We start from the raw sequence: 12,946 nt of genomic DNA on the forward strand, positions 1-12,946 counted from the left end.
GGACCGGCTCGCACGAGCCGGCTGGTTCGAGAGCCTGTGTGAGGCTCTTATGGCAACCGAAGGCCCCGGAGTCGCGATACGACTCCGGGACTCGACGATCACAAAAGGCGCGATCAGAGACCGGCGACCAGGTTGGTGACCGGAGCGGTGTTCAGGCCGGTCACACCCTCGACGGTGCCGACGACCGTGTCGACCGTGCCGGAAACGGGAGCAATGCCGTCCAGCGCACCGGTGACGGAGTTGACAGCGTTGATCGACAGGCCGCCGGAAACGGCGTCGAGCTCGGCGTCCGAGATCTCAACGGTCTCAACACGGGGGGTGGAGTTCATGATGGAACTTCCCTTCGTATGGATATTTCACAAGGGGGGAGCGGCCCCCCTCTGGGACAGAGCGACGGCCGCGACCGCAGGCGCCGGGCTCCCGTTTCCGGTGACCCTTCGTGGCCCCTGCGGTGCGATGGATCAAAGCACGCTGCGGGCACGTGCTTCCAATCAACCAACGGCCTCACCAGGCAACTTGAGCCCCAGAGGCACCCATCCGTGCAGGCTTGCGCACGGGTCGGCAGCGAGTTCTTCACATGCGTCACGACATCGGTTCGGCCACGGCCTTGCCGCCTGCACGACGAATCCGACACTCCCGTCCCAATGGCGTGGCGGAGGCGCTCGGCATGTGCAGAACCTTCGCGCACGGTGACTTGGTTGCGTATTGGATGTGCAGATTCCCTGAAAGCAGGATTCCGGTCAGTGTTCTGAACGGACCGTCGTCGATTGACTGCGGACCGTGCCAGCCCGGAACTGTTCAGCGGGGAAAACGCTCAGCCGAGAAGTGCGTAGACCGTGCTCGCTCGTGCCGCGAGTTCACCCGAGGCCTCGGCGGTCATCGTGATGTCCGCGAATGCCATGCGGCGGCCCAGTTTGGTGAGCACCGCTTCGATCAGGACATCCGAACCCGTCACCGCGCGCTGGAACGACGTCGACTGCTGGACCGTCGTCATCGGTCCGAAGGCCCCGCGGGCGGCCGACACGGCGATCACGGTGGCCGTGTCGGCGGCGGCCATCAACGCCTGCCCCGACAGCCCGCCGCCCTCCCGGGCCAGCCGGTCCGACCAGGGAAGTCGTAGCGTCGCCCGGTCGTCGGCGAGGGCCTCGACCGTCAGGCCCAGCTCGAGGACCCAAGGGGCGAAGTTGGCGGAGAGGATCTTGTCGGCTTCGGCGCTGGTCATCGTCATATGGGCGATTGTTCCCCGCGCAGGTTCGTCGGACGCGGGTCATGGCCGATTCGGCATTGTGCAAAGCGAGTTGGCAAACGGAATTGAACGCACCGTGCGACCCGTGCGTACCAACAGCCATCCAGGCGCCCGAACAGAACAGCTGCCGCACGGCGGCACAGACTCCGGTCCCCCAGGAGGTCGAGAAGTTTGAGTCACAAGCGAATTCCGAAGCGCAAGGCCGCGATCGCGGCAGGCAGCGTCGCGGCGCTCGGCGCAGCCGCCATCCTGCTGCCGAACGCCAACGCGTCGCAGGACGGCTCGTCGACGACTGCCGCCCCCAAGACCCTGAAGGCGACCGACGCCTCGAATCTCGCCTCGCAACTCCAGAACCTGCTCGGTGACGCCTTCGCCGGTTCGTACTACGACTCCGGCACACAGCAGCTCGTCGTCAACGTCATATCGGGCGAGAAGAACAACGTGGTCGTCCAGGCGGAGAAGGCGGGCGCGAAGGTCCGCGAGGTCAAGAACAGCCTTGCCGCACTGAAGGCGGGCGCACAGACCCTGAAGGCCGATGCCACCATTCCGGGCACCGCCTGGGCGATCGACCCGAAGACCAACAAGCTGGCCGTCACCGCCGACTCCACGGTCACCGGCGCCAAGTGGGACAGACTGACGTCGACGGTCAAGAGCCTCGGCGCCGACATGGCCACCGTGAAGAAGTCCTCCGGCACCTTCAAGACGAAGGTGTCGGGCGGTGACGCCATCTTCGCCCAGGCGCAGGGCGGCACCGTGCGCTGCTCCCTCGGCTTCAACGTCAAGGCCAGTGACGGCAGTCCGGCCTTCCTCACCGCCGGCCACTGCGGTGTGGCCGCCAAGCAGTGGTCCGACTCCGAGACCGGGCAGCCCATCGCCACCGTCGACCAGGCCACCTTCCCCGGCAACGGCGACTTCTCCCTGGTCAAGTACGACGACCCGAACACCCAGGCGGCGAGCGAGGTCAACACCGGCGACGGTAAGACCGTCCAGATCACCCAGGCTGCGGATGCCACCGTCGGCGAGACGGTCTTCCGGATGGGCAGCACCACCGGCCTGCACGACGGCCAGGTCACGGGCCTCGACGCCACGGTCAACTTCCAGAGCGAGACCGACCCGGGCGGCGTAGACACCGTCACCGGCCTCATCCAGACCAACGTCTGCGCCGAGGCCGGAGACAGCGGCGGCTCGCTGTTCACACAGGACGGCAGCGCGGTCGGCATGACCTCCGGCGGCAGCGGCGACTGCACCGCCGGCGGCGAGACCTTCTTCCAGCCGGTGACCGCGGCCCTGCAGGCCACGGGCGCGACGCTGGGCGACGGCGGCGCAGGTGTGGGTGCCGGCGCGGGCGCGGGTGACCAGGCCGGCACCGCCGACCCCTCAGCCTCGGCCGGCGACCAGGCGGGCGGCGGCGACGCGGTAGGCGGCGGCGACCAGGCGGGCACCGCCGACCCGTCCGCGACGGCCAGTGACGGGGCCGGCGACCAGTCCGGTGCCGGCGTCGGCGACCAGAGTGGCACCGGTGCGGGCGACGGTTCGTCGTCCCTCACCGGGTCCCAGTGATCGAGTTCCGCTCAGCGATCGAGCGCACTCATCGAGCGCGGACCCACTGATGGAGACCCACTGATCGGCCTCCAGTGCGGTTCCGGCCGAAGGTGGACGGTCCGGCCCTCCGGCGGGAGGGCCGGACCGCTTCGTGTCAGCGCCCGTTCCGACGTCTTCACCGGGCCCGGAGCAGCAACAGCGCCACGTCGTCGAGCCGTTCGCGTGCGGCCGTGCTGTGTCGGACGAGATGGTCGGCGAGTTCGTTCAGGGGCAGCTCTCCCGCCTCGGTGAGGCGCTCACCGAGGCCGGCGAGCGCGTCCTCGATGTCGACGCCGGGAGATTCGATCAACCCGTCCGTGTAGAGGGCGAGTACGGAGCCGGGAGCGAGGTCGACCTCCGTCGTCGGGTAGACGGCGGAGCCGTCGATGCCGAGCAGCGGCCCGCCGGCGAGGTCGAGCACCCGCACCCGCCCGTCGGGGCGGCGCAGCAGTGGCGGCGGATGACCCGCGCGGGCCATCACGGCCCGTCCGCGCGCGGGATCGAGCCGTAGATACAGACAGCTGGCGAACAGATCGGCGCCCAGATCGATCAGCAGCCGGTTGGTGCTGCCCATGACTTCCTCGGGGGCCTGCCCTACGGTCGTGTAGGCGCGGACGGCGGTGCGGATCTGCCCCATCAGCCCGGCCGCGGTCACGTTGTGGCCCTGTACGTCCCCGATCACCGCCGCCGCCCCGCCCCGGGTCGGCATCAGGTCGTAGAAGTCGCCGCCGATCTCCATGCCGTGCGTGGCGGGCAGATAGCGGGAGGCCGAGTCGATCCCGGCCAGCGGCGGCAGGGAGTGCGGCAGCAGGGCCGCCTGCAGGCCGTGCGCCAGTTGGTGCTTGGCGTCGTAGAGCAGGGCCCGCTCCAGGGCCTGCGCGATCAGGCCGCCCAGGCTCGTCAGCACCGCCCGCTCGTCCGCGGGGAACGGATGGGGTTCGGCGTAGGCGAGCACACAGGTGCCCACCGGGCGTCCCGAGGCGATCAACGGCAGATAGGCCCAGGCCGCGAAGCCGTCCGGGGTGGCGTGCCGCGACGGATACAGGCGCTCCAGCTCCTCCCGGGAGTCGAAGAACGCCGGCACCCCGGTGTTCAGGGCGTGTGTGCCAGGCGTGGGCTCGGCCAGCGGCAGCCCGTCGAACCGCTCCACCACGTGCGCGTCCGGATACCCGCGGTGCCCCAGCACATGCAGCCGCCCCGCCCGGGAACCGAGGACCACCAGCGCCTGACTGCCCACGGCCGGCGCGATCTCGTCCGCGACCAGCTGCACCACGTCCTGCACCCCCACCGCCTCGGTCAGCGCACCGGCCAGCGTCAGTACCTGGGAGATGGTGACCAGCCGGGAGGGGGTGTCACCGGGCTGGGGGCCCGCCCGGTTCATCTCCGCCACCGCGCGGGCCCGGGTGACGCGGACACTGAGCCCGGTCGTACTGGGATACATCCGGAAGGACAGCCAGTCCCCGGGCGGGCGCAGCGCCACGAACGAGGTGGTCTGCTGGCTCATCAGCGCGGCCCGGTAACGGTCCTCGTACACCGGGTCGTTGAGCCAGGGCACCGACGCCCACAGCTGCGTGCCCAGCAGCCTGCTGACCGGGAGCCCGATCAGCTCGGCCGCCGCCGCGTTGGCGAAGGCGACCCGGCCGTGCAGATCCAGCGAGCACAGCCCGTACGGCAGCCGCGCCACCATCCGTGCCGCCTCCACCGTGCCGAGCGTGCCGGCCGCGCCGCCCATCGGCGGTACGCCGAGCAGATCGGGCTCCGGCAGCAGCGTGCGGCTCTCCTCGAGGGCCCGCTCCAGCCGCTTCGCCAGCCGGTCGCAGGCCGCCGTCAGATGCTCCCGCTCGCGGTCGGACAGCTCGGGCGGATGAGTGCCGGGCCAGGTCACGAAGACCGCGCCGTACGCCGTCGAGCCCGTGGCCACCGGCACCGCGGCCAGGGCGAAGGGATACGGCAGCACCACGGCGATGCGCGGATAGCGGGCCGCCATCTCCTCCTCGCCGCCCACCCACACCAGGCGCCGCTCCCGCACCGCCTCCGAGACCGGGATCGGCGCGCTCAGCCCCACCCGCTCCCAGGGCGCGGCGAAAGCCCGGGGCAGGCCCGCCATCACGGCCATCTCCAGTACGGGTTCGGCGGGCGACAGCAGATACACCGCGCCGGAGTGCGCATGGACGTCGTCCATCATCGACGCCAGCGCCAGGGACAGCAGCGGTCGGCCCACCCGCGTCCTCGTGGCCGCCGGCGCCTGTGCGGACGTCTGCCCGTCGGACACGCCGACCACCTCCTCGCACGGCCGGGCGTCGGGTCCCAGGGATCAATCTGCCCCCTGACGGCCGCTCGCGCACGGCGAGCGCCGGCCGGGACACCGCCGCCGACCCCGCGTACGGGCACACGAGGGCCCCCGGCACGGTGAAGAGACCCCGCGTACCCCCGTGCCCACGGAGCATGCCCCCTCAGTTGATGCGCGGGATGGCGTGCGGGCGCCGTGTGTGCGCCCCCGCGCCCCCTCTTGGCCGGTTCTTCGCGCCCATGAACGGTCCCGGGCGCCAACAATGGGCACGCGTTCAACACAATGCGACCGCAGACGGACGGCTGAGGGGCGGGCAGTGATCCAGGTACTGCTGGTACATGACGAGTGTCTGGTGCGATCGGTGCTGGCGGACTGGCTGCGCCGGGAACCCGACCTCGGAGTGGAGGACACGGCCTGGCGCAGCGCACCCGGCCGGGTGAGATCACTGCGGCCCGATGTCTGCGCGGCGGACCTGGAGTGCGCGGAGGCGTACGGCATCCCGCCGCTCGGCGAGCTGCGCTCCCGCGGCTCGGACGGGGCACCACCGAGACTTCTCGTGCTTGCCAGTGCGAACAGGCCCGGCCTGCTGAAACGGGCGATCGAGGCGGGGGCGCTCGGCTACGTCGACAAGGAGGCCTCACCGGAGCACCTCGTGCACGGGATCCGTCGGGTCGCCCAGGGGGAACGTTTCATCAACGACTCTCTGGGCTTCGGGTTCCTCAAGGCCGCCGAGATGCCGCTGACCCGGCGGGAGCTGAGCGTGTTATCCCTGGCCGCCGAGGGTGCCTCCGTGGCGGAGATCGCCGGGAGCCTCCACCTGTCCCACGGGACCGTGCGCAACTACATGGCGGCCATCACCCGCAAGACCGGGGCCCGCAACCGCATCGACGCGATCCGCATCTCGCAGGGGGAGGGCTGGCTGTGACGGCACGGGCGTCCAGCTGCCGACGAGCTCCCGGTACAGCGGCGAGGTCTCCAGCAGCTCGTGGTGGGTTCCGCACGCCGTGCCCCGCCCGTCCATGACCAGCACACGATCCGCCCGCCGCGCCGAGCTGATGCGGTGGGCGACCACGACGAGGGTGCCGCCCGGACGCTGTGCGAAGGCGCGCTCGGCGCGCTCCTCGGCCTGCGGATCCAGATGACAGGTCGCCTCGTCGAGCAGGGCGAGCGGGGCGTGCGAGAGGTAGGCCCGGGCCAGCGCGATCAGCTGCCGTTCGCCCGCGGAGAGCGCCGCGGGGTCGACTTGGGCGCCGGGCCCGCCGAGCGCGTCGACCAGCGGACCGAGCCCGAGGACGTCGGCCGCCGCAAGCAGTTCCGCCTCGGGCACGGGGTCCTGCCGGAAGTGGGCGAGGTTCTCGGCGACGGTCCCGGTGAAGACGTACGCCTCCTGAGGAATGAGCACCCGCCGCCGAGCGGCCGCAGCCGAGGGCACCGGCTCCCCACCCACCCGGATCGTCCCGCGACGCGGCTCCAACAACCCCGCGACCAGAGCGGTGAGCGTGGACTTCCCGATCCCGCTGGGGCCGACGACGGCCAGGTGGGAGCCGGGAGGGAGGACGAGATCGAGGTTCTCGATGACGGGGGTGGCGGTGGGGCCGTAGGCGAAGGTGACGGAGGTGAGGGAGAGGGCGGGGGTGGCTTGGGTGGTGGGCGTGCGGGTGGGAGTTGATTGGTGTGAGGCGGTGGTCGGATGTCCGCCTTCTTGCCTGTCGGGTGGGGCCAGCCTGTCGCGGGGGTGGTCGTCGGGGGTTGCTGGGGCGGCGGCCGTGTCGTCGTCGGGCGGCGAATGAGGTGGGGCAGGGGTCGGCGGTTCGCCGTGCCAGTCGAACGCGGGCAGGGGCTTGCGGGGCCGGTCGTCGGCAGGAGCCGACGGGCGGGGCTGGTCGGTGGGTGCCGGCCGGGACAGGGGCGACGCGGGGCGGTCGTTGTGGCTGTCTGTGGCGGTTCGTTCCGGGTGCGGTCGGTCGGTGCTGGGCCTGTGGGGCGGGGTCGACAGGCGGCGCAGGACCACCGTCAGGCGGGAGCCGCTCGTGCCCAGGCCGTGGACCAGGTTGCGGAGGGCCGGGAGGAGGGACTGGGTGATGTAGGCGAGGGCGCCGACCAGGGCGCCCGTGGTGACGCCCCGGGACAGCAGCCAGGGGCCGGCGGCGAGCAGCAGCACGAGCGGGAGCTGGCCGCCGACGGCGAGCGACGCGATGCGCAGGACGCCCCAGCGGGCCAGCGAGCGGGCGGCCCGCAGTTCGGCGTCGACCAGTTCCCCCGTGTCGGCGGCGATCCGCTCCTCGGCGCCGGTGGCCGTGATGTCCCGCAACCCCGGGCAGACGGCACCCAGCCGGTCGGCCAGGGCCTCGTCGGCGACGAGGAACGCCTCCTGCCGGCGGGCCAACGGCCGCAGCGACATCGCGAACAGGGCCACCCCGGCCACCAGCGGCGGGCCCACGACCAGCAGGAGCAGCGGGGCGAGCGACACAAGCCCGACGAACGCCCCCACCGCGGTGAACACGAACGAGCGCGACACCATCACGAGCCCGGCGAAGGTGTCCCGCGCGATCTCCACCTGCTGGGTGAGCCCCGACAGCGCCCCGCCGTCGGCCTCCCGCACCCCGCGCCCGACCACCCCCTCGACCAGCCGGTCCCGCAGGGGTTCGACCAGCGCGGCGACGGCCGCGTAGACCCGTCCGGTCCCGTACGCCCCCACGACGACACCGAGCCCGGCCACCCCGAGCCAGGCCAGCCCGACCCCGGCCCGCCCGGCCAGGAACCCCGCGTCGAGTGCCCGGGCCGGGGCGTACCCGGTGACGAAGGTCTGCCCCGTCTCCAGCACGGACCACCCGCCGAGCCGCACCACGACCCGCCGACGGTCCCGCAGAAAGCGCAGGCCACGCGCACCGATCCCCCCGACCGGGACCGCGCCTCGCCGCGCAACGACCCGGTTGTTCATACTGGCGCCCCGTCTCCGGCCGCGACCAGGAAGCCGACGCCTGCCCAACTCCTCACGTCCGCCCTCACCGCACGCCCTTGGCCCCGCAGCACGTGAGAACCGTGCAGCTGGATGCTGTCGCGCCAGGTCCGCACCCGGCTCCGGGGCATCCTCCGGTGGTCGGCACCAAGGCCCACCCCCACCGCCCCCACTCCGCCCCGCCGACGCCCGCAACCACCCTGGTAGCCCCTGCCGTTCACGCCCGCCCCCCGTCCCCGAACACCGCCCGATACCCGGCCGTCCGCCACAACTCCGCATGCGTGCCCACCGCCCGCACCCGCCCCCCGTCCAGCCACGCCACCGCATCCGCCCGCGCCGCCGTGGACGCCCGATGGGCGATGAGGATTCGGGTGCCGGCGGGGCCCTGGGTGAGGGACTCGGCGATCTGTGCCTCCGTCACCGTGTCGAGGCTGGAGAGGGCGTCGTCGAGGATGAGCAGGCGGCCGTCGTGGGCGAAGGCCCGGGCCAGGCCCAGGCGTTGGGACTCCCCGCCGGAACGGGGTGCGTCGGCGCACGCGGTGGCGTAGCCCTTCGGCAGGCGGCGTACGAAGTCGTCGGCACGTGCCAGGCGGGTCGCCTCGCGGATGCGTGCGGGGGAGGGGGGTCGCAGGCCGAGCGTCAGCGCGTCCTCGATGGTTGTGCCCAGGAGCGCGGGGCGTTCGAAGGCGTAACCGACCGATCCGCGAAGGTCTTTGTGGGTCAGGTCGCGCAGGGCGACGCCGTCGAGCAGGATCTCTCCCGCGTCCGGCTCGGCCAGGCGGCCGGCGAGTGCGGCGAGCAGCGACTTGCCCGTGCCGGAACGTCCGACCAGGGCGAGTGTCGTGCCGCCGGGGACGACGAGGTCCACGCCGTCGAGGACGGTGCGTTCGCCGTGCCGCGCCGTCACGCCGCGCAGTTCCAAGTGGCCGGGACCGGGCGGCAGTCGGCGTTCGCCGTAGGTCACGGTCGGCTCCGCCAGTACCTCGTCGAGGCGCCCGGCGGCCGCCCTGGCCCGGGCCAGACTCGCGAACTGGCCGACCAGCACGCCGACCCCGGCCGCGAGGACCGCGTACCGGGAGGCCGCGAGCACCTCGCCGACCGACAGCCGGTGCCGGATCAGGAGGAGCCCGGCCACGGCGACGACGCCCAGCTGCAGCAGTGGCGCCACGGCACTCGCCTGGGCCGCTGCCCGCCCCTGCACCCGCCACATGCGGTGGCCCGCGCGGGACAGTTCGGGCAGGGGCCGCAGGATCCGCGCCGCCTCCTTGTCCGCCGTGCCCGCCGCTTCGATGGTGCGGTGGCCGGCCACCGCCTCCGCCAGGGCGCCCGCGATACGCCCCTGTACCTGCTGGTAGTCCGCCACACAGCGTGTCGTGTCACGGGCGAAGGCGCGCAGCAGGAGCGTCAGGAGTGGGCCTCCGGCCAGGAACACGGCCGCCAGCCACGGGTCGATCAGGCCGAGCGCCACCACGCCCCCGAGGGGACCTGCGAGTGCGGCGAGCAGTGCGGCGCGGGCGGCCGGAGCGGTCCCCGCCTGGGCCGCGTTGCCGACGAGGCGGGCGACCAGGTCGCCGGGCCCGAAGCGGGCGGCGGCACGCGGGCCGACGGCCAGCACATGCCCCGTCAGCCGTCGCCGCAGCCACGCCGTCGTCCGGGCGTCGACGGTGCCGCTCAGCACGGTCTCGCCGGCGTCGAGCAGGGCGAGCAGCAGCACGATCCCCGCGCAGTACAGCACCCAGCGGGTCGCCGGGGAGTGGGCCAGAAGGAGGTCGAGGGTGCGGCCGAGCGCGGCCGGCAGGAGCAGCCCGGCACCGGTGGACGCCGTGCTCATCAGGCAGAGGGCGATGCAGCGCGCGCCGCTGTGCCGGGTGGCGGAGCTGAGCAACGCGGCGGGGGGTGCGGCGTCGGCACGAGTCGTCATACGGCTGCGGCCTCGCATCCGGGTCGGGGGAGCGCAGGACCCCGGGCGGCCCCTCCCTCGCGGGAGCGGACCGCCCGGAGCCGTGGGTGCACGGTGCCGTCAGAGACAGAGCAGAACGCTCGCCGCGCTGATGCAGGAGAGCAGGCTCGCGGTGCTGGCGCCGCCACCGCCGGTGTGCTCATCGGATTCCATCGTCTGCAGGTCGAGCAGTGCCATTTCGTGTCCTTTCATCGATGTCCACCCGTGGGGACGGGGTTGCGTCACGACTCCGTCAGGTCGCGGAGCCGCGTCATTGGGGCCGCCGCAGCGGCGGGAGGAAGGGCAGGTGGGCGCTGTCACCGGTGGCCGCCGCGAGCGCGAGCAGGCACCCTGCCGTTCCGGTGGCGAGGTCCATGGACAGCCGCATCATCTGGTGCCCGGGGAAGGCCAGTTGGCCCTCGTACGCCATCGCGTACCAGCCGAGCGCGGCGATCTGCTCGGCCAGGTGACGGTCCGTGGCGCTCGGTTCCGTGGTGCGGCCGAGGTGCAGGATCATTCCGGCGCGGCCCTGGAAGAGGCCGGGCTGTGCGTAGAAGCGTGAGGTGGCGGCGGTGAGGATGCCGGAGCGTGCCTTGTCGAACTCCGCGTCGGCGGCGTGCGCGAGATAGTCGTCCAGGACCATGCCGAGTCCCGCGCTGCCGTCACCGAGGTAGGGCAGGGTCCGCCAGCCCTCGTCGACCTCCAGGCCGCCGCCGCTCTTCTGGACGACACAGCAGTCCAGGTCCCGGCGCAGCGCCACTTGGGCCGCTTCCAGCAGCCCCGCGTCGCCGGTCCGCTCGTACTGCCGCAGCAGGAACAGCGCCGGTCCGCTCGCACCCCGCAACAGCCCGGCCCGCTGCCGGGGCGCGTCGGGGCGCGGCTCGGCAAGGCGTCGTACGACGATCTCCGCGGCCTCGGCGGCCCGCTCGTGCAGCTCCGACTCGCCCGTGGTGCCTGCCAGGTGGCCGAGGACCAGGCCGAGGCCGGCCAGGCCGCCGTGCAGGGTGGAGGAGAGGTTCTGCCACTTCTCGGCGAGGATGCCCTCGACCAGGTCGAGGGACCGCTGCCGGTGGCCGAGCCGGTCCAGGACGTGCGCGACGCCGGCGAGTCCGTCGTACAGGCCGAGCGGTGTGCCGGGCGGTGGCGGGGCCGTACGGTCGAGGAGCCAGCGTTCGCCCTCCTCGTACCGCTCGGCGCCGGTCTCGGCCAGCGCGTACAGCACTCCGGCCGCGCCGTGGGCGAGCCCGAGCCCGCCGCCGTCGGAGAACTGGGCGATGTCGCCAGGGAAGAGCCGGTCGTCGCGTTCCGGGGTGGCCGAGGCGAGGATCGCCTTGACCATCGAGTCCCGGCTGTGCGGCCAGTCGCCGGGCCGCACCAGCGCCGGGGCGCCCACGCCGGTGCCTCGCGTGATCTCCGCGACCGCCTCGTCCAGGAACTCCCGCGGCACGTCCGGGAATTGCTCCGCGATCACCTCGGCCAAGTGCGCCGCCTTGCCCCGGTCGACCACGAACAGGGTGGTCACGGGCAGGAACAGCGCGAGCCGTAAGCAGGCCAGCGCATAGCGGTCGACGTCGGTGCCCGTCCGGTCGGGCGGGGCGAAGAAGCCGGGGTGTGCGACGACCTGACGGCCGTTCTCCGCCACCGGCGCCGCCGCTTCGAAGTCGAGCAGGAACACCGACTCCTCGTCCGGCGCGACCATGATGTTGAAGACATGCAGATCGTTGAAGACGATCCCGCGTGCGTGCACCGCCTCCACCGCACGCTGCACCGCCCCGTGGATGCGCACCGCCCACGCCGTGTAGCGCGCGACGGCCTCCGGGTCCGGATCCGGGGTGAGCAGCGGATGCCGTTCGGCGAAGAAGGAGTTGAGCGTGCGCCCCTCCAGGAAGTCCATGACCAGGAACCGGTGCTCGCCCAGCGTGAACCAGTCCCGCACCTCGGGCACCACACCGGTCCCCGCCACCTGCTCCAGCGCCTGCTTCTCGCGCTCCAGCCGGGCGATGGCGTCCGCACCGTCGGAGGCCAGCCCCGCGTGCGGCCGGCCCTCCTTGAGGACCACCTTGCGCCCGTCCCGGGTGTCGGTGCCGGCGTACACCCCGCCGCCGTTGGAGAAGTGCAGCGCCTTCTCGATGCGGTACGGCAACTCGCCCACCGTCGTGGTGTTGCGGGCCGCCAGATGCGGCTCCAGGAATGCCGGCAGCGTCACCCACTCAGGCACCTGGAAGGACGGCGCCCGCCGGTCCGGCACCAGCGTGCCCGCGCCGTCCCGCACCGCCGGCACGAGCGAGCCCCGCTCGTCGACGACGAAGGTGCGTGCGAACGCGCCGTAGCGGACGTAGAGCGGGCCGTCGTGCCAGCGCAGATCGGTGAGGATGTACGGCCCCTCGAAACCGTCCAGCAACCGGCCCAGTTCGCGCAGCACCTGGTGGAGCTGCTCCTCGTCGGCCGGGTAGACGGTGACGAACTTGCCGCTGGTGTCGCGGGCCGCGTACTTGGTGTTGCGTAAGTGCAGCAGGTGCGGTCCCGGCACGAACTTGAACGGGATCCGGCGCGGCACGCAGTAGTCCCACACGATCGCCGCGATCCGCTCCGCGTTCGCCCGGGTGGCCGAGGCGTGGATCTTCCAGCCCTGCGCCGGGCCCGGCAGTGCGCTGCCGTCCGCGCCGAGCGGCGTCAGCGTCAGCCAGTCACCGATCCGCGCCGCATCCCAGCCCGCCGGCACCTCACGACGCGCGGTCTCGAAGAGCGGTGCCGTCTGCTGTCCGGCACCGGCAAGCCGGTCCGGCGTCTCGTAGAAGTGTCTGTCCGCGAGTGCGTACACCTCGTACCGCTTGTCCATGGATCCCCCTCCGTGGCCCGGCACCGACACTTCCAGCCGTCCGAGGGCCCGGGACAGTCACGCCTGTCACGAGATCACCGTGCGATACGCAT

General features: G+C 72.6%; 8 protein-coding genes and 1 pseudogene. 2 read left to right on the forward strand and 7 right to left on the reverse strand.

Going from position 1 to position 12,946, the window contains the following annotated elements:
- Positions 1-113 precede the first annotated feature (113 nt).
- A complete protein-coding gene (locus tag EDD92_RS45025; RefSeq protein ID WP_123969611.1) occupies positions 114-329 on the reverse strand; it encodes a type A2 lantipeptide in 216 nt (71 codons plus the stop codon).
- A gap of 485 nt (positions 330-814) precedes the next feature.
- Positions 815-1,228, reverse strand: a complete 414-nt coding sequence (locus tag EDD92_RS45030; protein WP_123969612.1) for a PaaI family thioesterase — start codon at positions 1,226-1,228, stop codon at positions 815-817.
- 189 nt (positions 1,229-1,417) lie between these two features.
- Between EDD92_RS45030 and EDD92_RS45035 the strand changes: the two genes are divergently transcribed.
- On the forward strand, positions 1,418-2,806 hold the full coding sequence (locus EDD92_RS45035; protein WP_185124332.1) for a S1 family peptidase: 1,389 nt from the start codon (positions 1,418-1,420) through the stop codon (positions 2,804-2,806).
- A gap of 157 nt (positions 2,807-2,963) precedes the next feature.
- Here EDD92_RS45035 and EDD92_RS45040 read toward each other — a convergent pair whose 3' ends face one another.
- Positions 2,964-5,108 carry a PP2C family protein-serine/threonine phosphatase gene (locus tag EDD92_RS45040; RefSeq protein WP_123969613.1) on the reverse strand — a complete coding sequence of 715 codons (2,145 nt, stop codon included), beginning with the start codon at positions 5,106-5,108 and terminating at the stop codon, positions 2,964-2,966.
- Between the two features lie 271 nt (positions 5,109-5,379).
- Here EDD92_RS45040 and EDD92_RS45045 point away from each other — a divergent pair.
- A pseudogene (locus EDD92_RS45045) lies at positions 5,380-5,958 on the forward strand (LuxR C-terminal-related transcriptional regulator); the annotation flags it as partial.
- On the opposite strand, the gene EDD92_RS50255 reads toward EDD92_RS45045, so the two are convergent.
- The 4 genes from EDD92_RS50255 to lanKC all read right to left on the reverse strand — a co-directional run bounded on the left by EDD92_RS50255 (position 5,881) and on the right by lanKC (position 12,854).
- A complete protein-coding gene (locus EDD92_RS50255) occupies positions 5,881-8,058 on the reverse strand; it encodes an ATP-binding cassette domain-containing protein (protein ID WP_311736805.1) in 2,178 nt (725 codons plus the stop codon). The pseudogene EDD92_RS45045 and the gene EDD92_RS50255 sit on opposite strands and share 78 nt — an antisense overlap.
- Before the next feature lie 235 nt (positions 8,059-8,293).
- Entirely contained in the window at positions 8,294-9,997 is a 1,704-nt protein-coding gene (locus tag EDD92_RS45060) for an ABC transporter ATP-binding protein (protein WP_123969615.1), read from the reverse strand.
- 99 nt (positions 9,998-10,096) lie between these two features.
- Positions 10,097-10,213 carry a SapB/AmfS family lanthipeptide gene (locus EDD92_RS45065; protein ID WP_030937754.1) on the reverse strand — a complete coding sequence of 39 codons (117 nt, stop codon included), beginning with the start codon at positions 10,211-10,213 and terminating at the stop codon, positions 10,097-10,099.
- A 73-nt stretch (positions 10,214-10,286) separates the two neighbouring features.
- Positions 10,287-12,854, reverse strand: coding sequence for a class III lanthionine synthetase LanKC (lanKC, locus tag EDD92_RS45070; RefSeq protein WP_123969616.1), 2,568 nt, complete (start codon positions 12,852-12,854; stop codon positions 10,287-10,289).
- Positions 12,855-12,946 lie beyond the last annotated feature (92 nt).

This window comes from Streptomyces sp. TLI_185, assembly GCF_003814765.1.
Taxonomy (GTDB): domain Bacteria; phylum Actinomycetota; class Actinomycetes; order Streptomycetales; family Streptomycetaceae; genus Streptomyces.

Coding starts and splice junctions, on each gene's coding strand:
- EDD92_RS45025 (WP_123969611.1), bottom strand. CDS start 329: ATGAACTCCACCCCCCGTGTTGAGACCGTTGAGATCTCGGACGCCGAG.
- EDD92_RS45030 (WP_123969612.1), bottom strand. CDS start 1,228: ATGACGATGACCAGCGCCGAAGCCGACAAGATCCTCTCCGCCAACTTC.
- EDD92_RS50255 (WP_311736805.1), bottom strand. CDS start 8,058: ATGAACAACCGGGTCGTTGCGCGGCGAGGCGCGGTCCCGGTCGGGGGG.
- EDD92_RS45060 (WP_123969615.1), bottom strand. CDS start 9,997: ATGACGACTCGTGCCGACGCCGCACCCCCCGCCGCGTTGCTCAGCTCC.
- EDD92_RS45065 (WP_030937754.1), bottom strand. CDS start 10,213: ATGGCACTGCTCGACCTGCAGACGATGGAATCCGATGAGCACACCGGC.
- lanKC (WP_123969616.1), bottom strand. CDS start 12,854: ATGGACAAGCGGTACGAGGTGTACGCACTCGCGGACAGACACTTCTAC.